We start from the raw sequence: 21,061 nt of genomic DNA, 5'->3' as shown, positions 1-21,061 counted from the left end.
GTCCTCGTCCCGGTCTTGCCTGCGTCCATGTCAGACCAATGCACGTGCTTCATCCTTGAGTGCCTATCCGTTTTATCGCGCCGGCGTATCCATCAGGCGTCGACCGATGCGTGGAATTGTCCGGCGATCAGATGCGCGCCGCAGGCGGTCGTGTCGCCGTGGCGCGCGATCGGCTGGCCGTCGACGATCAAGGTCGTATCGCCGCTGACGATCACGGTGGGGCCGTGCAGGCTGCAGATCACTTGATCGCCGATGCGTGCGACCGGGCGGCCGTCCACGTCCGAGGCTTGCGAGCCGCTGACCACGGCGCCGCCGTGGTCGATGGGGTCACCGACGAGAATGAAAGGGCGGGACATGGCCATGCTCCTGTTGGCGAGTGACGATCCAGATGTCAGCCGGGACGATAGCAGGACTGGGTCGGCTTTATCACCCCGCCCTGGTCGGCCCGGCGTCCCGGACCGGCCGCCGATCGCTGCCGCGGGCGCCCGGTTCAGCCGGCACCGGCCGCCCGCCGCGCGGCCCGGCACTGGGTCTTGTGCTCCAGATGCACGTAGTCCTTGATGCTGCGCCACTGCCCGCCCCATTCCAGCCCGGCCTCCTGGGCCAACTGGCCGTAGAGGAAGTAGGCATCGCGGGTCCAGGCATCGTTCATGTCCCACTGCAGCTTGCCGTTGCGCATCGGGGCGCTGTCCACGGCCAGGCCGTACTGATGGCAACTTTGACCGGCGCCGGCGCGGGTGGCCTTGCCGCCGGCGGCCAGCTCGGCCTGGCGTTGCGCGCTGCGGAAGCCCTCAACCAGCACCATTTTGATGCCACGACCTTCCATGACCTTGTAGATGGCGAGCACGCGTTGCTTGAAATCCGGATCGATCTGTTCCCAGCGACGGTCGGCGCTGACGATCTGTTCCGGCGCGGCGATGCTCAGGCGCGCGGTTGGCGAAAGTTGCGCCAGTTCACGTTCTGCCTCGACGAACACCTCCGGCGGCGGCGGTTCGGGCGGAACCAGGTTCTCGCCTTCCAGCAGTTCGCGTATCTGCGAACTGGACGCCACCGGAATCGGATCGACGCCGCCGTCGAGAATCACCTTTTGCCGCAGCCCGAGGATCAACGCCACCGGCAGCACCACCATCGCCGCCGCGGCGATGAACAGATACTTGTTGCGCGACATGTGCCGCGCATAGCGCGTGCCTTTTTTACGCAATATTTGGCCCGAATCGCTGGCCTGGGTCGATGCGCGTCGGCGCAGACGGTCGCCGGCCGCGCTGCCGCGATGCAGCATTCGCGCCACCACGTCTGCGGCTGCGTCGCGCGCATCGGGAAACATCGCCAGCCACGCGGCGACGCTCAGAATCACGAAGAAACACCCGATCACGATCCAGACCACGCGCCGCGCCTCATCCTTGGGTTAGTGCTCCGCAAGCGGCGCGCAAGCTCCCGCGTCCGCTCGAATTGACGCCTGCGTCGGCGTTCGCCCAGAATGCCGACGAGGCCGGTTCCGGCCCAGCCTGCATGGAAAGGAGTCCACGTGGATCGGCAAGAGGGAAAGCCGAATCGTCCGAGCCTGATCTCGGGAGCCGAAAATCGCTCCAGTAGCGCCGCGCCTGCGGGTCGAATCCTAGCAGACATGGAAAGCCGGAAAGAGCGGCCGGTCGCGCCCGGACCACGACGCCGGATCGCGCCGATCGTGCTGGTCGTCGGTGTCGCCGCGGTGTTTTTCGCCAGCGCTTACCTGCTGTTGCGCGGCGACGAAAGACCGTTCGATCCGACGCCAATGCCCGCGGTCGTCGACAAGACACCCGCCGCGCCCGCCGTCGCCGCGCCCACACCGGTCGCGCCCGCCCGCGCGGTGCCGGCACCTGCGGCGACCACGCCGGCCAAGATCGTGCTCGACGACGATCCGGCCGATGCCAATCCCTTCAGCGCCGGCGATCCATCGCCCGCGCACCAGCCCGACGTCAAACCGGCGAGGCCCGCGCCCAAACTCGTGGCTTCGGCGACGCCGCCCAAGGCCGCCGCCAAACCGGCGATCGCGCCGGCCCGCGCCACCACCGGCGGCAAACGCAGCAGTTCGGCGAAAAGCGACGACGACGGCCTGATGGCGGCGTTGCTCGGCAACATCGACACCGATGCGCAATCCGGCGGCAAGCGCACGGCCAAGCCGCGCAACGCCAACGCGAAGGAAGATCAGGACGCGCTCGAACAGTTGATCCGCAAGGTCAACGCCGAAAACGCGGTGGTGGCGAAGAAGGCCGCGACCAAACCCGTGAGCAAACCCGCGCCGGCCCCCAAGAACGCGGCGCCGGCCAAGAGCGCATCCCCGAAAACCAGCTCGACCACGCCGACGAACCCGGTCCAGGCCAGCCTGCGCAAATGCCCGAAGGCGAATACGACCAAGGGCTTGCAGTGTCGGCAGAAGGTCTGCGCCAAATACGCCGGCCAGGACCCGGCCTGCCCGGTCTGAATGCCGCGGCCGCGGCACTGCGCGGGTGGTCGCTGCGGTAGCGATCGACGCGGTTTTCGCGCAAGCTCGATCCGTACTCGCGCATCGGGTTCGCCATCGCGGTTCGTGGCCACGAGGGCGATTGGCCCTGCGCATACGCGGTAGTTCGAAACGTTCGCTTTCGAACGCAGATCCGGCCCCGCCAACCCGGCGCGGCGCCTGCGTTCGCCACCTCAATGGGCAGGCGCATGCAAGAGTCCGGACACCGCCGCAACACCGACGAACGCGCCTCATGGGGCTGGATGGGCGTGGCATTGGCCGCGGTCGTTTTCATCGGCATCATCGGCGCGGCCGGCGGCACGGCGTACCAGATCGGCAAGCAGCAGGCCGCGGCCGACGAGCGCAACAAACTGTCGGCCGAGCGCGCGGCCCTGGGCGAACGTCAGGTCGCGCAGACTCAGGTCGCGCAGATCGTCGCCGAGCGCAACGCATTGCGCGACCGGGTGCTGGAACTGGAAACGCAGTTGCTCGCCGAGCGCAGCGCGCAACCGCAGGAGCAAGCGTCCCTGCGCTGCATCAACGGCGAACTGGTGGTGAGGCGCGGCAACAGTTGGTCGTCCGCGGGGCATTGCTGATACCGCCAGTTTCGACGGTCTTTCGCTCAGCCCGCGTTGCCGGGACTTGCGGCACCGAATCGCATCGCGAAAATTTGAAGCGCGCGCAACATCACCGCCGCGCATCGTCCAGTTCGAAACTCAGACTGGAAAACACCGTCTCGTAGTCGGTTTCGCTCGACGCCGGCAGCGGTCTGGTCCAGATCACGTTGAGCAACCAGCGGCCTGGCCCGGGCATGGCGAAGTCGGCGCGGCCGTCGGCGTCGGTGTATCGGGTCGCGAACGGTTGCGCGTCGTCTTCCAGCCGGGTCAACTTGACCTGCGCGCCGGCGAGCGTGCGGCCTTGGTAGATCACCCGCAGCGGCAATCGCGACGGCCGCGGCTGCGCGTACGGGTCCTGATCGAGCACGATTTCCAGGGGCAGACCGAGCGGCCGGCTCAGCAGCGCGCGCCATTGCGCCTGCGTCATCGCGTCGGCTGCGCCGACCCGCACGATCGCCTTGCTGCGTCGGCTGTAGTTTTCCGAACCATCCGCCTGCATGCGCCCGTTGCGCTGGCGATCCTGCAAGGCCGGCGTCAATCCTTCCGCTCGCAGGTAATCGTTGAAACGGATCGCCGGCAGATGGCTCTGCGCGCGCGCATCGGTTTCCAGCACCAGCAAGTAGCCGCCGACCGGCAGCTCGAAGTTCGCGTCGCTGGCATCGCCGGGATGCAGCCGGTCGCGCAGATCGATGCTGCGTCCATCCGCGGCGACGGCGGCGAAGCGGGTGATTCGGCGCAGGCCGATCTTCGACCGCTGACGATCGCCACCGTGGCCCACCTGCAGGGTCAATGCAGTCGGCGTGTCCGGCGCGATCCGATAGCGTTCGGGCTGGATCCAGAAATCGTGGGCCTGCGCGGCGGCGGCGAACGACCACAGGCTCATCGCCAACGCGATGCGCACGCCTTGCGATCCGACACGTTGCGACCTATCGAAAGCGAACATGACGACCTCTATTCGAGATGATCGGGCAGATAACCCGGTGTGACCGGCAGCCACGCCAGCGTCGCGGCCAGCACCGCGACCGCCAGCAGCCAACTGCAGACGACTTTGACCGCGACCGCCGCGCCGCGATCGATCAACCACGCCGCCGGCCACGACAGCAGCAAGCACGGCAATGCATGCAACAGGCCGCTGCCACCGCCCTGCCCCGACATCGCGACGCCGCAGCACAGGCCCACGCCCGCCGCGAGCAGCGGTGCGACTTTGGGCGCGAACCTTCGCGACACCGCGACCGGCAGATACACGCTCGCCGCACACACGACGACGCCGAACCAACACACGTGCGTCGCCTGTCGCGCGGCCATCGCGGTCCACGCCGGGCGCATGAGGTACGCGCTCACGATCACCGCGGCGATCGCGGCGACGGCGGCGAGCGCCGCGCTCGTCCACCTCACTGGCAACGGCGCGAATGCCAGCGCCAGGCCGCATGCGGCGCAAAGCAACGACGGCGCGAGCGCATCGGCGTTCAAGCGAGGATCGCCGACCACAGGTAAAACGCTCCGACCAGGCCGATCGCCGCGCCCAGCGCACGGACGAGCCACACTTGGCCCTTGCGCAACGCGCCCTCGCCCAGACCGATGCCGAGCACATGCAGCAATCCGGTCGCGAATACGAATCCCAGGCTGTAGCCGACCGGATCGGCCGCCGACGGCAATTCGCGGCCATGCGCATAGCCATGGAACACGGCGAACAGCGACACGATCGCGATCGCCAGCCACGCCGGCGCGCGCCACGCCATGGCGATGCAGCCGCCCAGCACCACGACCGACAGCGCGATGCCGAGTTCGACCGGCGGCATCGGCAGCGCGAACATGCCGGCGATCGCGCCGGCGACCATGAGCAGCGGAAACACCACCGGCAACGCATACCGTAATCGCGCGCCCAACAACGCGCCCCAGATGCCCACGCACACCATCGCAAGCAGATGATCGCCGCCGCCGAACGGATGAGCGAAGCCCGAGGCGAAACCGCCGGCCAGGCCGGTGCCGCTATGCGCCGCGGCGGAACCGGCGAACAGCGACAACGCCGTCAGCGCATGCACGCGCAGCGCGGTGCGGCGCGTGGCGCTCATTGGGGATACCCCGCCGCATCGGCCGGCGCCAGAAACGGAAACCGCGAGATCGAATGCAGCTTGTCGTCGCGTTCCACGCCGTCGTCGACGCTATCGGTGCTCGCATCGACCAGCAACGATCGGTACACATTGATCGCGCCGACATTCGGCGTACGGCCGCCGCAATCGCGACGCCAGACCTGGTTGTGTCGATCGAACCGCGCCAGTTCGACCGCGAACGGTTGCGCGCAGACCTTGGACGCGCTGTTGATCCACAGCCGGTCGTCGGCGAGCAACTCGGCCAGGGCGCGATACGGCGACGACGACGCAGGCCGCGCCAGCCATTGATTGCCGCAGCGGCCGTCGAAGCCGTCGTACAGGCCCAGCGACTTCTCGATCTCCGCCACGAACGGCGCGCCGGTGGCCGGGGTGGCGGCGTTGTAGCGCTCCTTGAGCGCATCGCTGACCTCCTCGCTGTCCAGCGTTCCTAGCAGCGCGTTGCCGGTCAGGGTGCGGCCGGCGCGGTCGATCTGGCGTTCGGCCGATCGCGTCGCCGCCCACACCGCGAGCAACTTGCCGCCGCGATTCACCGCATCCAGATCGACCTGGATCACGATCGACGCAGGGGTCCAGCCGGCGAGCAAATTGCGCGCCGGGCCGCCGTCGGTGTGTTTCCACTGTTCGAAAATCGCATCGGAAGTCGCGCGATCGAACCGCGGGCAATGCGCGGCATCGACCGCGACGCCGCGCTTCAAGGCGGCATCGGCGATGTTGTAGGCCGCGCGCGTGCCCTTGACGTTATTGAAGAACGGATCGTCGCGCAGTCCGGCGAACACGCGAAAACGGCGGTCCCGGCTCCACAGGCCTTGTTCGTCGCTGGCATCGCCTTGGGCGCTGTCGATCTCGCCGAGGGAGCAGTCGGCGCGTTCGGGCGCGGCGAAGCGGCAGCTGATCCGGGTGGTCTTGCCGGTCCGGCCAAAACGCCTGGCGCTGTCGATATGGAACACGTAATCGAGCTTGTCGGAGAAGCCGTGCCCGACGATGGTCATGACCAGATTCAGATGGCGGCCGTCGGGCGCCATCCATGCGTACAGGTCGCCGATGTCGGCGCGCGGGTCGGCGATCACGCTCGGCGAGTCGAGATGATCCGAGGCCCTGGCGGGCTGGCCGGTCAAGACCGCGAACACAGCGACGGCGAATACGACCGCGGCGAAGCGCCGGCGGGAGACGGGAAATCGCGATGGATCGGACATGGGATCGGCGCCTGGCGGGAAGGCGCACAGTAGAGATTCGGCGGCCGCGCGCCGCTATCGGAATCTTTAGCGATCGTGTCCCGCCGCGCGGCGGTCGGTGCCCGAACGCCTGCCCTGCCCGCGCGCCGTCTGCCGGCGGCATTGCGGCAACGACCCGCGACGCGACGATAACGACGCGTCGCGGGTCATGCGATCCGTCCTGACCGGCGGACCCTAGTGTCCGTGGCGCCCGATCTGCATCGGTTGCACGTCGACGTCCATACCCTGCGCCTGCGCGGTCGGCGGCGCCTGCACGGTGGGCGCGATCTCGCGCGCCTCGCGCGAACTCAACGCGATCGGCTTGTTGATCGCCGCCTGCGCATCGACCCCGGCCCACTGCATCGCCTCGCCCTGCCCGCGCACCGCGAACAACTTGTCCGGCTGTTGGAACAGCACGCTGTCGATCGCCGGCAGATGGTTCTGCTTGGCCGCGACGGTCAATGCGGCCGAGGCGTTGTCGAGTTGCTGCTCACCCAGGTTCCAGCCGTGCTGGCCGTTCAACACGCCCATCTGCTGCCGGGCCTGGCCGAACAGCGCGTGATCGGGATTGCGCTCGTCGTTGAGCCGGTAATGCACCTGTGGCGTATGCACCGGCGCGTCGTCGCCGAAGGTCCGCGTCGGATGCGCGTTGCGGTCGAGCATGCCGCGCAGGTCGTCGAGCGCGTGCTGATCTTCCTCGGTCACCGGCCCGTGTTCGATGAAGGCGCGGTCCTCGTCGGTCTCGGGCGCCTCGCGGTCGCGGTATTCGCCGTGCGCGTCGAGTTCCCACTCGTGCGAGCAATTCGCGCTGCGGCTGACCAGACGAAGATTGCTGGTGTCGTTGTACAGGTTCAAGGCTTCGGCCTTGCTGATCGAACCGCCCGATTGCTCCAGCCGCTCGCGCGCCACGTCCTCGAACGGCCGGACATGGTCGATGTCGAAGGCGTCGCGGGTCACCAGTTGCCGGGTCACCGGGCACTGGAACAGATGCACGTTGCGCCGCGAGCCGTCCTCGTCGGAGACCATCTCGACCGAACCGGCGTAATGCTGCGATAGCTGGTGTTCGAACCACTTGCCCTGCACGCGGGTGTCGAAACTCAGTGTCGAACGGCCGTCTTCGAGCGTCCACGGCTGGTTGAGCGTGGTGGCGGTGCGGCGGGCGGCGTCGCGTTGCGGGTCGAAGGCCGGATGCGCTTCGTTCGGGTCGTAGCGGAAATGTTGATCGGACCAGTTGCGCCACGCCTCCGAGTCCAGGCCCTGTTCGAGCGCGCGCTCGGCGCTGGTGCGGGCGCGATTGATCACCCCGGGCAGCGCGCGCAGGTTGCCGACGTCGTTATAGGCCTGCTGGGCGTCGGCCATGCTGCGCGTGCCGACGTCGTGCAGGTGTTGTTTCCACGGCTGCACGTGGTCGATGTCGAGCGCTTCGGCGGTATGCCAGGTGTCGCTTTCGCGATTGCGGTACAGCAGCAGATTGTGCTGACCGGCGCTGACCGGCACCACGTCCATGTTCGCGCTGGCCCAGTCGTTGCGCATGTAGTGGACGGTCGAATCGTAGAACGCCAGGCCGGTGCGGCTGGCATCGGGGTTCCAGGCGCGCTGCTGCAAGTCGGGCCCGTGCACGGGCGGCTGCATGTCGTCCCAGGTCGCAAGCTGCACTTGACCGCCGCTGCTGAGGGTTTGTCGATACGTTCCCATTCGATGGGTGTCCTCTGGCTTTGATGTCTGCACAAACGCGATCGGCGCGAACGGGCGGCCATCGCCGCGGGCGATGCGAGCGTGCTTGCGCGCCGCGCTCGCGGGGTCGCGACAGACTGTGATGAATATCGAATTTGCTTGTTCGGATCAGCGCTCCGCGATTGCCGTCGGCTCAAGCGCCGCGTGGATGGACTGCCGCGTTCATCCCAACTCGCGCAAGACCGCCTGATTCTTGCCCATCCGCTTGGCTTCGTACAGGGCGAGATCGGCGGCTTCCAGCAAGGTTTCGTGCGATTCGACCTGACTGAGCGAACAGGTCGCGCCGCCGATGCTGACGGTGACGCGTTCCAGCGGCGCGCCACGATTGGGAATGCCGAGTTGATAGACGCTGGTGCAGATCAGGTCGGCCACCAGCCTGGCGCCTTCCATCGAAGTCGCCGGCAGGATCAACGAGAACTCCTCGCCGCCGAAGCGCGCCGCCACGTCGGCCGGGCGATGCGCGCAGCGCTGGATCTCGCTGGCGACGGTCTTGAGCGCTTCGTCGCCGGCCAGATGGCCGTAGACGTCGTTGTAGGCCTTGAAGTTGTCGACATCGATCATGAGGATCGAGAAATCGCGGCGTTCGCGCGCGGCGCGGCGCCATTCCTGATCCAGATAACGATCGAGGTAACGCCGGTTGTTGAGCCCGGTCAGGCCGTCCACGTCGCTGAGCCGGCGCAGGGTCTCGTTCATTTCCAGCAATTTCTGCTGGCTTTCGTGCAGCGCCTGATAGGCCAGATCGCGCTCGACCTGATTGAGATAGGACTGCGAGTAATGGCGCACCCGCGCGATCAGTTCGATCGGATCGGGCAGCTTGACCAGATAGTCGGTGGCGCCGGTGGCGAACGCCTGGCTCTTGACCGCCGCGTCCTCCTTGCTCGACAGCACCACTACCGGCACGCTGCTCAGGCCCGGATGCAGTTTGTACAGATGCACCAGGGTCATGCCGTCGACGTCGGGCATGATCAGGTCCTGCATGATCACCGTGGGCTGCAGCGATTCGGCCATCGCGACCGCGTCGCTCGCCGAGCTGCAGTAATGGAAATCGATGTCGCGTTCCTTGGCGAGCGCGCGGCGCACCGCTTCGCCGATGAAGGGCTGGTCGTCGACCAGCAACACCACGATGCGGCGTTCGTGCGGCAGTCCGGCGGGACGGAGGCTGGGAGGCAGGGTCATGAGCTTGTGTTCCTGGTGTCTCCGAAGAGGGATTCCAGCTTCGGAGCGATTGCGTTCAACGGAAGAATGTCGACCGCGGCGCCGCGGTCGGCGGCGGCCTTGGGCATGCCGTACACGGCGCTGCTGGCCTGGTCCTGGGCAATGGTGTGATGGCCGCGCAACCGCAGCGCCTGCAGCCCCTTGGCGCCGTCGCGGCCCATGCCGGTCAACAGCACGCCGACGATATCGCCGGGCCAGTTCGCGTTGATGCTGTCGAAGAACACATCGACCGAGGGACGGTAGGGTTGATCGACCGGATCGGGCGTGTATGCGAGCGCGCCGCGCGGGTCGAGGACCAGGTGTTCGTTGGTGCCGGCCAACAGCACCGTGCCGGCGAGCGGCCGGTCGCCGGCCATGGCCAGGCGCACCGGATTGGGCGAGAAACGATTGAGCCACTCGGCCATGCTCAAGGCGAATTTCTCGTCGATGTGCTGGACGATCACGATCGCGGCCGGAAATTTCGCCGGCAATGCGCGCAGCAGATCGGCCAATGCGGCCGGGCCGCCGGCGGATGCGCCGATCGCGATCAGGCGCCGCGCGCCGGGGCTGCGCACCAGCGGCGCGCGGGCCGGCTGCGCCGGCGCATCGCCGATCAGACGCCCGATCAGATCGATCTTGGCCAGCAGCTGCCGCACCCCGACCGAGTTGTCGACGCCAAGCGAGGGAACATCGGTGGCGTCCATCGCGCCGTGGCCCATGGCTTCGAACACCAGCGGCGCATTGCCGCCGACGCTGGCGGTCACGATCAGGATCGGGCATGGGCTGGCGGCCATGATCCGGCGCGTGGCCTCGACCCCGCCGATGCCGGGCATCAGCAGATCCATCAGCACCAGATCGGGAACGTCCTGCGCGCAGCGCTCGACCGCCTGCTCGCCGCTGGACGCGGTCCAGGCCACGCTGTGTTCGCCGCGCACGCCGATCGCGCGGCGCAGCGCCTCCACCACCAGGGCCAGATCGTTGACGATGGCGATCCTCATGCCGAGGCCTCGCCGATCAAGTCGACCACCGCCTGCAACAACGCCTCTTCATGGAACCCGCCCTTGGTCAGATAGAAATCGGCGCCGGCGTCGAGACCGCGGCGGCGGTCCTCCTCGCGGTCCTTGTACGACACGATCATCACCGGCAGCGCGCGCAGGCGCGGGTCTTTCTTGATCAGGCCGACCAGTTCGATGCCGTCCATGCGCGGCATGTCGATGTCGGTAACCACCAGATCGAAATGCCCCGAGCGCACCGCGTTCCAGCCGTCCATGCCGTCGACCGCGACCTCGACCGCATAGCCGCCGTTCTCGATCAGCTTGCGCTCGAGTTCGCGCACGGTCAGCGAATCGTCGACCACCAGCACGCGTTTGCGCGTCACCGTCTGCGCGTGGTCGTGGTAACGCAATTGGGTCAGACGACCGGTGGAGACCAGGCGTTCGACCGAACGCACCAGATCGTCCACGTCGACGATCAGCACCGGCGTGCCGTCGTCGAGCAAGGCGCCGGCGCTGATGTCCTTGACCTTGCCGAGCTGACCGGGCAGCGGTTGCACCACCAGTTCGTTGACGCCGATGAAGCGTTCGACCGCCAGTCCGTATTCGTGCCCGCCGCCGCTGGCGGCGACCACGATCACTTGCAGTTGTTCCGGCGAAGACTGCGATTCGGCGCCGCCGAGCACCTGCGCCGCCGACACCAGGCCGATGCTGCGTGTGTTCAATTGAAAATGCTGCCGACCTTCCAGCCACTGCACCTGTTCGCGCGGAACCATCGCGGTGCTGCTGATCTGGGTCAGCGGAAACGCGTACGGCTCGCCGCCGATCTCCACCACCAGGCCGCGCAGCACCGAGGTGGTCAACGGCAGTTGCAGCTGGAAACGCGAACCGCCGCCGGGCCGCGACGACAGCCGCACGCTGCCGCGCAGTTCCTTGACCATGGTCTGGACCGCGTCGAGGCCGACGCCGCGTCCGGAAATCTCGGTGACCACCTCGCGCAGGGTGAAGCCCGGCAGGAACAGGAACTCCATCAGTTCGGCCGGGCTCAGGCGCGAAGCGGTGTCGGCATCGGTGAGGCGACGCACGACGACGGTCTCGCGGATGCGTTCCAGGTCGATGCCGCGGCCGTCGTCTTCGACCACGATTTCCAGCAGGCCCGACACGTGATGGGCTTCGAGCCGGATCGTGCCGGCATCGGGTTTGCCGGCGGCGCGACGCGCCTGGGCTGACTCGATGCCGTGATCGACCGCGTTGCGCAGCAGATGCGCGAGTGGCGCTTCCAGACGCGCGAGCACGTCGCGGTCGACCTGGGTCTTGGCACCGGCGATCTCGAGCTGCGCCTGCTTGCCCAACTCGCGCGCCAGGTCGCGGACCATTCGCTTGAAGCCGCGGGTGCCGTCGGCGAACGGGCGCATGTGGCTGGACAGCGCTTCGTCGTACAAGCGATGAGCGACGCTGGCGGTGCGGCGCTCGAACAGATCGAGCTGGGCGATGCGATCGGCCAGCAGGCGCTGCGATTCGGCGATCTGCGAACGCGCCTGGGCCAACAGCGCGGCGGCGTGCTGATCGCGCGCCAGACTCGGCGCGACCTCGGCGAGCCGGTCCAGCGCGGCCGCGCTGTCGCCTTGCAGGCGCTTGAGCCGCCCGAGCGAGTGGATGTACGGGTCCAGCCAGCGCGAGGCGACCAGCGATTCGCCGGCCAATCCGAGCAGGCGGTTGAGGCTGCGCGCGGTGATGCGCAGGACCCGTTCCTCGCCGATCGGATCGCCGACCAATTCATTGCGCGGCGATTCGGTGCGATGCGATTCGCTCGGGCCCACCGCGGTTGTGTCTGCTTGAGCGAAATTGGCGAGCGGCGTTTGGGTATGCGGCGCGGCGGCGGATTCGCGCGCGGGACTGACGCCCGAACGCAAGGCCTGCGCCAATACCTCGCAGTAGCGCTTCGCCTCGGGCGCGTCGTCGCGCATCCACGGCTCGGCCTGTTCGGCCGGCGTGGCGGCGATGCGGCTGAGCAGATCGACGCCGTTGAACAACGCGTCGATCGCGGCATGATCGAGAACCAGCCGATGTTCCTGCGCCGCGACCAGGCAATCCTCCATCGCATGCGCGATGGTCACCGCCGCAGACAAGCCGACCACCCGCGCCGCGCCCTTGACCGAATGCGCCGCGCGCATGCACGACTCCAGTTGCGCGGCGGCATCGGGCTGGCCTTCCAGCACCAGCAGGCCGTCGGTCAGCAACTGCGCCTGCCCGTCCACCTCCATGCGGAACAGGTCGTGCAGCGAAAAATCCCGCAGGTCGCCCGTGCTCATCCCAGCCGCCGATTGATTGCGCTCAGCATCAGGCCGTCGTCAAGCAGACCCACGCTGCGGGCCTGCATCGCCAGCACGCCGGTGCTGAAGGCCGCGCTGGCCAGGGCGACGGTGCCGGGCACCTCGCCGACCAGCGCCGGATCGTAGCGATGCGCGCCGTGCACTTCGTCGGATTCGAACGCCAGCCGCTGGTCCTGCATCGACAGCACCACCAGCCGCCGCCCGAGCACGCTGGCCGCGCCGGCGGCGGAGCGCTCCGGATCGGCGCGCGCCGCGTCTATCTGCAGCAGCGATTCGAGCGCCACGCACACCGTGAGCTGCCCGCGCACGTTGACCAGGCCGCGCACCAGGCCTTCGCGGCGATGCGGCAGGCTGTGGATCGGGCGCGGCTCCAGCACTTCGTCGACGATCGCCGCGGGCAACCCGAGCCATTCGCCGCGCAGGCGGAACACGAACAGCGAACGGGTCAACGCGCGCAAGTCCTCGGCCTGGGCCGCGACTTCGCCGGTGGCGCGGCTGAGCGCGTCGGAATCGGGCGCGCGGCCGAGCAGTTGCGCGACCGCGCTGGCCGAGGCGTCGATGGCGGGATGGTCGGTCATCGATGCGGTCCTATCGGCTCGCCGCCGTGCGGCAACGCTGCGCGCGCAGTCGCAGCACGCGGCCGGCGGCCGCGTCGCCGCGGGTTTCCAGCAACAGGGCCAGATGCATCAACGCTTCCTCGTGGCAGGGATCCAGGTACAAGGCCTTGCGCAGATGGTCCTCGGCCTGCGCATCGCGGCCCATCGCGCCGTGAATGAGGCCGGACAGATACAAGGCGCGCGCCGACGGCCCCTTCGCCTGCAGATACGCGTCGCAGGCCGCGGCGGCTTCGACGAAACGTCCGCCGTCGGCGAGGGATTGCGCGGTGTCGAGCAGCGACGACTGTGTGGCGGCGGACGCCGGCTTGGTCGACATCGGTGTCGCCGGCGCGGGCTTGCGCTGCGATGCCGACGAAACCCGCGACGACGACGCAGGCACGGACGCGAGCGGCGTGGCGGCGCGACGCGGCGGCTCGCTCGCGACGCGCCTGTTCGTCTGCAGCGCCGTGCCGGCGAGTGGGTTCGGCGCGGGCGCGGCCTTGCGAAACGCGAACGCCATCGGGAACTGCGCCGAACTCATCCCGCGCGACAGCAGCAGGCTCGCCTCGGACGGACCGACATACAACAGCCCGTCGGGTTTCAGCAGCCGCGCCAGGATTTCCACCGTGCGCACCTGGGTCGGCTCGTCGAAATAGATCAGCAGATTGCGGCAGAAAATCGCGTCGTAACGCGCTTCGCCCGGCAGGAACCCCAGGTCGAGCACATTGCCCTGAATGAAATTGACCCGTGCGCGGATCGAGGCCGGCAACTGCCAGCCGCCGGCCACGGCCTGGAAATGCCGGTCGCGAAATCCCAGATCGCCGCCGCGGAAGGAGTTGCTGCCGTACAGCCCGCGTCGCGCCTTGCCCAGCGCCTGTTCGCTGATGTCGACCGCGTCGATGTCGAGCCGTTCGATCGGAAACCCGGCCTCGAACAGGCTCATCACCATCGTGTAGGGTTCTTCGCCGCTCGAACACGGCAGGCTCAGCAGCCGCAGCCGCTCGCCCGCATGGGTCGCGGCCCATAGCGGATCGAAATGCCGGGCCAGGGTGGCGAACGCCTGCGCGTCGCGGAAGAACCAGGTCTCCGGCACCACCACCGCTTCGATCAGCTCCTGCTGTTCCAGCGTGGAGTCGCGCAGCCATTGCCAATAATCGGCCAGGCCGGCGCGACCGCAGGCGCTCATGCGCCGCTGCACCGCGCGCTCGACCAGGGTCGGGCCGATGGTGCTGGCGTCCAGCCCCATCGTGTCCTTGAGCCATTGCTGGAAGCCGTCGAGTTTCATGCCTGCGCCGCCACCTTGAACAGCAGTTCGCGCACCGATTCGGGCAACAGCTCGGCCACGCCGACAAGTTGGATCGGCCCGCGCGCATCGCTGACGACCGGGCCCAGGTAGGACGCATCCGGGCTGTCGATGCCGCTGGCTTCGAATTGGTGCGCATCGCGCCGCAGCGTTTCCAGCACCTGCTCGGCGATCAGGCCGAGCTTGCGCATGCGGCCGTCGTCGCCCGGGTAGTCCACCACGATGATCCGCGTGCTCAGCAACTGCCGCGCCGCGCGGCCCAGGGCCAACTGGCACAGATCGATCACCGGCACCAGTTCGCCGCGGTAATCGAACAGGCCGGCGACCGCGGCCGGCGCCTGCGGGATCGTCTTGATCCGCACCAGCGGCAGCACCGACACGACCTGCGCCGCGTCGATGGCGTAGCGGTCGCGATCGAGATGGAACACCAGCAATAACACGGCATCGTTCTCCCGAGCCTGAGTCCGCGCAACCATCATCGCGCCTGCTTCAACTGACTTGATTCGACTGACTTGCTTCGACCGGCCTGCATCGAACGCGGACAATCAAGCCAGCAGCTTGAACTTCGACACGCCGTCGCGCAGACCGGCGCTGACCTGATGCAGTTCGTCGATCGCCTGATTGGATTGCTTGAGCGCGTCGACGGTCTGCTGCGCGGCTTCGCTGAGCTGGGCCAGGGCCAGGTTGATCTGCTCGGCGCCGGCGGTCTGCGCCTGCACGCCCTCGTTGACGGTTTCGAAACGCGGCACCATCGCCTGCACGTGCTCGATCACCTTCGACAACTGGCCGCCGACCTTCTGCACGTCGCCGGTGCCGCGGCGGACTTCCTCGGAGAATTTGTCCATGCCCATCACGCCGGCCGACACCGCCGACTGGATCTCGCGCACCATCTGCTCGATGTCGAGGGTGGCGACCGCGGTCTGATCGGCCAGACGGCGGATTTCCACCGCCACCACCGAGAAGCCGCGGCCGTATTCGCCGGCCTTCTCGGCCTCGATCGCGGCGTTGAGCGAGAGCAGATTGGTCTGGTCGGCGACCTTGGTAATGGTGGTGACGACCTGGCTGATGTTGCTGGCCTTCTCGGCCAGCACCGCGAGCTTGCTGCTGATCGCCGCGGTCGCGTCGATCATCCGGCCCATGGTGTCTTCCATCTGCGCCACGCCCTCCTGGCCGTCGCCGGCGAGGTCGGCGGTCTGCTCGGCGCTGCCGGCGACATCGCGCATCGCCCGCGCCAGCTCCTTGGAGGTGGCGGCGATCTCGCGCGAGGTCGCGCCGATCTCGGTGGTGGTCGCGGCGATCTGGGCGGCGGTGGCGTGCTGTTCGCGCAGGGTCGCGGTGATCTCGTTGATCGAGGAATTGACCTGGATGCCCGAGGTCTGGATCTGCCCGACCAGCTCCGACAGATCGGTGCTCATGCGGTCGTAGCCTTGCGCGACCGCGCCGAACTCGTCGCTGCGGGCGAAGCCCAGGCGCTGACTGAAATCGCCCTTGGCCATCACCGCCGACGCGCGCGCCAGCTGATCCAGCGGCCGGGTGATCGCCCGCCACAGGAAGAAACCGGCCAGCGCCGCCAGCAGCAGCGCGCCGGCGAAGGCCAGGGCGATGCCGAACTGGGCCGACTTGACCGCGTCGTCGATGCGGATGCCCGAGGCCACCGACTGCTTGTAGTTGTACTGGATGATCGAACGGATCTGCTCGGCCGACTTGTGGAAGGTCGGGCTGATCCGCGTGCGCAGCGCCTCCTGCAACGCCTGATCGCTGGTCTCGCCGGCCTTGATCAGTTCGGGCTGCAGGGCGAACACCGAGGCGGTCAGGCGGCCGAACTGCTCGAAGCTGCGCCGGTCCTCGGCCGCGTGGATGGTCACCCGATAGCGCCCCATCGCCTCCTCGAACGCGTCGTGGCGGGCGCGCAGGTTCTCCACCGCCGCCGCCCGGTCGCTCGCGGCCGGCGCCGACAGCCCGTGCAGGGCCGTGTAATAGGCATGCCATTCGGTCTCGATCGTGCCCGAGGAATACAGGCCGGGAATCGAATCGCTGCGCAGGGCGCTTTCTTCGATCTGGATGTGATTCAGCCGCTGCAGGGCGATCGCGCCCATCAACACCATCACCGCGATAATCATCGCGAAACTGAACATGATCCGCTGGCGGATCGTGAATTGGCTCATGACCGGTTCCCGTTGTGTCGTCCGAACGCCCTGCCCGCGCGCCCTGGCGATGGCCGAACGGCGGCCACGCCGATTAAGGTATGTGCTTGATTCCACTGGAGTCCGGTCGCCTCAGGCCGGCGACGCCGACCTGCTCCAGCACGTATATTCTTGCAGCATAAGTTATACCTGATGCCAGTAATTGGCACTTAAAACACACCTTTTATGGTGATTATCGACAGCCCTGGGCGGCCGCGGCCCGGCCGCTATGGGCACGTTCGCTCGAGCCACTTCCATACGGATACGTTGCATACGGATCGGACGCGACCGATGCGTCGAGGTGAATGCTTCGGGGAACGGTTTCGCTGAGGGCGGTGTCGGCGGGTGGTTGCCCGATCGCGTGGCGGCGCGGTCGTCCGCCATGACGGACGCGGGCCGTGGCCGGGCTGCGCAGACGGGGTCGCCCGGCCGTTTGCCATGAGTGTTGTGGCTTGCATCGCAGGCACGGCGCGAATCGCGCCCGCCGATGCTTGCGTCGTGGGCGCGGTGTCGCGGTCGCGGCTTGCGCCGCTCCTACAGGGGGCGGGCTGTGCTGACGGGCGAGGCTGGCGGAGACCGGGTGTGGCCGATCGGTTCGGTGCTCAGGTCGGGCTTACTTGCGCACCGACGACTTCGCCGCGATCGGAACGTACAAGGCGCTGGGATGCTGCGCGTCGTGGTACAGCGACACGGTGACCTTGCGCGCGTCCTTGCCCGATTCTTCGGCGACCACGCCGCCGCTGTTGTAGTTCTTCTGCATGCTCAGGCTATTGAGCGGCGCGATCACCAGCCGCAGGCGGCTGCCCTTGGCCAGACGCCGCGCGGTGAAGTTGAAACGCTCGAAGTCGTAACGCTCGACCTGCCCGGGCGTGACCAGCTCAGGTTGATGCAGGCTCTTGCGATACCGCGCGCGCATCAGTTCCTGGGCCAGGAACACGCTGCCGCCGTCGGCCTTGATCTCATAGATCTTGGCCGAGAAATCGGTGTCGGGCTGATCCAGGGCGATGTACGCCGACAACTTGAAGAAGCCGGCGATGTCGGTGTCGCGATCCAGCGCGGGCGTGTGATAGATCAGCTGCTTGCCCGAGGACATCACCAGCCCGCGCTGATCGGTGAGGTAGGCATAGGTCGGCGTGAGCACGTCCGGCCGGTCCTCGTATTCCAGCGGACTGGTGTCGAGCGGATCGTAAACGTAGCGATCGACGCCGCCGCCGGACTGGGTCGCGCGCAGCTGGCCCGATTCGAACACGTCGTTGGCGCGGCCTTGCGAATCCAGGTACCAGGTCTGGGTGCTCGCGGTCACCGCCTGCAGTGACGGCGCATAACGCCAGGCCTCTTCGCCGACCACGTAGAACGCGACCTTGTCCTTGAGGAATTCCGGCCTGCTGCCCTGCTTCATCGTCCAGTCGTACCAGGCGACGTGCAGCGCGTTGATGTCGACCAGCGAGGCCTCGCCGAACTTCAGTCCGCCGACCTCGGCCTGCGGGCTGCTGGTGCCGGTGTGATCCCACGGCCCGATCACCAGGTAATGCATGGCCTTGGCGCGCTCGTTGCCGTAGCGCATATGGCCTTTGTAATAACTCATCGCGCCGGGCTGATCGTCGTCGTAATGGCCGGTGACGCTGAGGATCGGCACCTCGAGCTTGGCGTACTGCTCCGGCGTGGGCCGGTGGCTGTCCCAATAGGCGTCCTGGTACGGATGCGCGTTCCAGGTCTGGAAGGTCGGCGACGGGTTGCCGATGTACTGATCGAGTTGCGTGTACGGCGCATGCGCCTCGTACCAGCGCCGGTACTGCGAGGCCCAGAAGCCGAAGTCACCGAAGATCCGGTCCTGCGAGGTGTGGCCGCTGACGAAGGTCAGCCACTGCATGTTGTAGGTGTAGGGAATATTGTTGAGGATCGGGAAGTCCACACCCGGCCCGACCGATGCGATCGGCACGATCGTGGCCAGATGCGGCGGCAATTCCTTCACCGTGGCCCATTGCGCGTAGCCCAGATAGGAGCCGCCGCTCATCGCCACCTTGCCGTTGCACGAGGGCTGCCGCGCCAGCCATTCGACCACGTCGTGGCCGTCGCGCGCCTCCTGCAGCAACGGGGTGAACTCGCCTTCGGAATTGCCGCGGCCGCGCACGTCGACCGCGTAATAGGCGTAGCCGTGGCTGGCGAAGTACTTGCCGCGTTCGTGATTGCGCTGCGCGGTGTACGGGGTCAGCGAGAACACGCAGGGGCCGGCGCGCTTGAGCCCGCGCGGCAGGTATTGGGTCGCGCTGAGCTTGACGCCGTCGCGCAAGGGGATGCGCACGTCCCAGCGGAAATCGAACGGTCCGGGCTCGGGTTTGGCGTCGGGCTTGCTGTCGGGCTTGGCGTCCTGCGCGTACGCATCCATCGACGCGAGGCTCACGGCGGCGAGTAGCCCGCCGAGCATCCAGCTTGCGACGCCTGCCTTCATGATTGCGCTCCGTCACGAGAGGTAACACGGGATGCGCGCAGGCTAGCAGACCCGGACCATGCGGCATCGTGCCGGAATTGCGAAAAACGCCCGCGCCGCGAACCGCGCAGGCTCGCTGCGCGGTTCACGGCATGCCGACTCGCGCCGGCCCGCATGGCGAGCCGGACGACGACGCGACTCAGCGCCCCAACAGATCCTGGGTATTGGCCGCGTTGTTGATCACGTTCGACAACGGCAGCAGCTGATTGACGAAGCGGTTCCAGCGGGTCACCCCTGCCGGACCGACGAACACCACGTCGCCGGGCCGCACCGCGAACTGGCTGGCCAGCGCGTAGGACGCCGGCGATTTGGCGTTGAGGTGATAGATCGTCGCCGGCTTCTGCTGCATGTCCTCGACCCCGCGGATCACATACACCGCCTCGCCCTTGGAGGTCTGCGGGTTGAGCCCGCCGACCCGGCCCAGGGCCTGGGTCAGGGTCATGTCGGTGGTCTTGAAGTTGAGCGCCTGCGGGCGCATCACCTCGCCGACCACATACACTTCCTTGCGGTCGTTGTACGGCAGGAACAGATGATCGCCGGCCTTGAGATAGATGTCGGGCGCATTGCTGTCGCCGCGATTGAGCGCATCCAGATCGAGCCGGTACTGGCGCCCCGCGCGCGTGAGCACCAGCCCGGACAGGTCCGCGCGCAAGGGATCGACGGTGGCCGCGCCGATCGCCTGCGACAAGGTCAGCGGCGTGGCGGTGATCGGCTGGCGATCGGTCTTCACGAACGCGCCCTGCAAGGTCACCCGCTGACTGCCGTAGTCGATGATGCTGACGTCGACCTGCGGGCTTTCGACCACGCGCGCGATGCGCTGGGTGATGATCGTGCGCAGTTCCTCGATGGTCTTGCCGCGCGCCTCGACCACGCCGACGTAGGGATAGAACAAGGTGCCGTCGGGCCGGACCAGGCGCCCGTTCGCCGCTGGCTGCTGCTGGGTGCCGGCCGGCGAAGTGAGTTCGGGATGATCCCAGATGGTGATGTACAAGGTATCGCCGGCGCCGATGCGATACGGCTCGGGCTGATAGCTCAGCAATTCGGTCGGCAGCGCTGCGGCGGCGCTGGCCGCATGCTCGCTCGCCAGGAACTGCGGGGTGATCGTGACCAACTGGATATGCCCGTCCTCGATCGTCTTGCCTGGCGCGAACTGCTTGGGCGACATGTACTGCCCGGGCGCCCACATGCAGCCGCCGAGGCCGGCGATGGCCGTGAGGGCCAGGGCGCGCGAAAGCTTTCTCATGAGTGGATCGTCTCTAAGTCGCGAACTCAAGGTGAGAACTCTGGGTGAGAGCTCGAGATCAGGCACGCGCGTGGAATCGACGATCCTGTCGACGCGACGTTACGGTTTGATGGGACGGCGCGGCCGGCGTGGCGACGCGCGGCGAGCGATGCGGGCGGTCGACTGCGCGGGCGAGGCAGTCGCGGTACGGATCTTGCATGAAACCTCAACGATGAAATCGATCTTGCCGCCCTGTCGCGAAAGTATAGCGAGCGCTTCTACTTCATCGTCGCGACGATCGGAACGCGATCACGTTTTAGTCATCGCGCGCGCGCCGGGTACAGCTCGCATTCGGAATACGCATGAATTTACGCTGCATTTGACGTTTATTTAACGACGCCTTCGCATTGCCGACGCGACGCGACGCGAGCGCAATGCCCCGCCCAGCAAGCCTCTGCCCTCATGTCGCAAACATCGCGGTGACTTGCGTCACGGCTTCATGGCGAAAATTCACGTGTGTGTTGACCCTGTCACGGTCAGCTCTTACATTTTCGGCCGTCACATCCGATGTGCCTCGCGCAGCGATGCACGCACGATC

18 protein-coding genes are annotated in these 21,061 nt (G+C 67.4%); 2 read left to right on the top strand and 16 right to left on the bottom strand.

What is annotated here, in order from left to right:
* Positions 1-92 precede the first annotated feature (92 nt).
* Together IEQ11_RS12170 and IEQ11_RS12165 are read right to left on the bottom strand one after the other, a co-directional pair.
* Complete coding sequence (locus IEQ11_RS12170; protein ID WP_096418357.1) at positions 93-356, bottom strand: PAAR domain-containing protein; 264 nt, start codon at positions 354-356, stop codon at positions 93-95.
* Positions 357-490: 134 nt separating this feature from the next.
* Positions 491-1,384: a M15 family metallopeptidase gene (locus tag IEQ11_RS12165; protein ID WP_247024821.1), complete on the bottom strand. Its 894-nt coding sequence runs from the start codon at positions 1,382-1,384 to the stop codon at positions 491-493.
* A gap of 240 nt (positions 1,385-1,624) precedes the next feature.
* Between IEQ11_RS12165 and IEQ11_RS12160 the strand changes: the two genes are divergently transcribed.
* Positions 1,625-2,461: a hypothetical protein gene (locus tag IEQ11_RS12160; RefSeq protein ID WP_191820585.1), complete on the top strand. Its 837-nt coding sequence runs from the start codon at positions 1,625-1,627 to the stop codon at positions 2,459-2,461.
* Positions 2,462-2,688: 227 nt separating this feature from the next.
* Complete coding sequence (locus IEQ11_RS12155; protein WP_191820584.1) at positions 2,689-3,075, top strand: hypothetical protein; 387 nt, start codon at positions 2,689-2,691, stop codon at positions 3,073-3,075.
* A 91-nt stretch (positions 3,076-3,166) separates the two neighbouring features.
* On the opposite strand, the gene IEQ11_RS12150 is transcribed toward IEQ11_RS12155, so the two are convergent.
* The 14 genes from IEQ11_RS12150 to IEQ11_RS12085 form a co-directional block, all read right to left on the bottom strand.
* Positions 3,167-3,997 carry a DUF4198 domain-containing protein gene (locus tag IEQ11_RS12150; protein WP_247024819.1) on the bottom strand — a complete coding sequence of 277 codons (831 nt, stop codon included), beginning with the start codon at positions 3,995-3,997 and terminating at the stop codon, positions 3,167-3,169.
* A 50-nt stretch (positions 3,998-4,047) separates the two neighbouring features.
* Complete coding sequence (locus IEQ11_RS12145; protein ID WP_191820583.1) at positions 4,048-4,566, bottom strand: hypothetical protein; 519 nt, start codon at positions 4,564-4,566, stop codon at positions 4,048-4,050.
* Positions 4,563-5,168 carry a HupE/UreJ family protein gene (locus IEQ11_RS12140; RefSeq protein WP_191820582.1) on the bottom strand — a complete coding sequence of 202 codons (606 nt, stop codon included), beginning with the start codon at positions 5,166-5,168 and terminating at the stop codon, positions 4,563-4,565. Before IEQ11_RS12140 ends, IEQ11_RS12145 begins: the two co-directional genes overlap by 4 nt.
* Positions 5,165-6,400, bottom strand: a complete 1,236-nt coding sequence (locus tag IEQ11_RS12135; protein WP_191820581.1) for a DUF4331 family protein — start codon at positions 6,398-6,400, stop codon at positions 5,165-5,167. Before IEQ11_RS12135 ends, IEQ11_RS12140 begins: the two co-directional genes overlap by 4 nt.
* Positions 6,401-6,613: 213 nt before the next feature.
* Positions 6,614-8,113, bottom strand: a complete 1,500-nt coding sequence (locus IEQ11_RS12130; protein WP_191820580.1) for an XVIPCD domain-containing protein — start codon at positions 8,111-8,113, stop codon at positions 6,614-6,616.
* 201 nt (positions 8,114-8,314) lie between these two features.
* Positions 8,315-9,328, bottom strand: a complete 1,014-nt coding sequence (locus IEQ11_RS12125) for a GGDEF domain-containing response regulator (RefSeq protein ID WP_046656615.1) — start codon at positions 9,326-9,328, stop codon at positions 8,315-8,317.
* Positions 9,325-10,344: a chemotaxis response regulator protein-glutamate methylesterase gene (gene cheB / locus IEQ11_RS12120; RefSeq protein WP_046656614.1), complete on the bottom strand. Its 1,020-nt coding sequence runs from the start codon at positions 10,342-10,344 to the stop codon at positions 9,325-9,327. The genes IEQ11_RS12125 and cheB overlap by 4 nt, the downstream gene beginning before the upstream one ends.
* A complete protein-coding gene (locus IEQ11_RS12115) occupies positions 10,341-12,650 on the bottom strand; it encodes a hybrid sensor histidine kinase/response regulator (protein WP_191820579.1) in 2,310 nt (769 codons plus the stop codon). Before IEQ11_RS12115 ends, cheB begins: the two co-directional genes overlap by 4 nt.
* Positions 12,647-13,249 carry a chemotaxis protein CheW gene (locus tag IEQ11_RS12110; protein WP_191820578.1) on the bottom strand — a complete coding sequence of 201 codons (603 nt, stop codon included), beginning with the start codon at positions 13,247-13,249 and terminating at the stop codon, positions 12,647-12,649. The genes IEQ11_RS12115 and IEQ11_RS12110 overlap by 4 nt, the downstream gene beginning before the upstream one ends.
* Before the next feature lie 10 nt (positions 13,250-13,259).
* Complete coding sequence (locus IEQ11_RS12105; protein ID WP_191820577.1) at positions 13,260-14,552, bottom strand: CheR family methyltransferase; 1,293 nt, start codon at positions 14,550-14,552, stop codon at positions 13,260-13,262.
* Entirely contained in the window at positions 14,549-15,010 is a 462-nt protein-coding gene (locus IEQ11_RS12100; RefSeq protein WP_247024817.1) for a chemotaxis protein CheW, read from the bottom strand. Before IEQ11_RS12100 ends, IEQ11_RS12105 begins: the two co-directional genes overlap by 4 nt.
* Positions 15,011-15,115: 105 nt before the next feature.
* A complete protein-coding gene (locus IEQ11_RS12095; RefSeq protein WP_191820575.1) occupies positions 15,116-16,735 on the bottom strand; it encodes a methyl-accepting chemotaxis protein in 1,620 nt (539 codons plus the stop codon).
* A gap of 631 nt (positions 16,736-17,366) precedes the next feature.
* A complete protein-coding gene (locus IEQ11_RS12090; protein ID WP_191820574.1) occupies positions 17,367-19,202 on the bottom strand; it encodes a CocE/NonD family hydrolase in 1,836 nt (611 codons plus the stop codon).
* A 178-nt stretch (positions 19,203-19,380) separates the two neighbouring features.
* Positions 19,381-20,484, bottom strand: coding sequence for a polysaccharide biosynthesis/export family protein (locus tag IEQ11_RS12085; protein WP_191820573.1), 1,104 nt, complete (start codon positions 20,482-20,484; stop codon positions 19,381-19,383).
* Positions 20,485-21,061: the final 577 nt, after the last annotated feature.

The organism is Lysobacter capsici (genome assembly GCF_014779555.2).
Lineage (GTDB): Bacteria > Pseudomonadota > Gammaproteobacteria > Xanthomonadales > Xanthomonadaceae > Lysobacter > Lysobacter capsici.
This window is presented reverse-complemented; position numbering and strand designations above follow the sequence as displayed.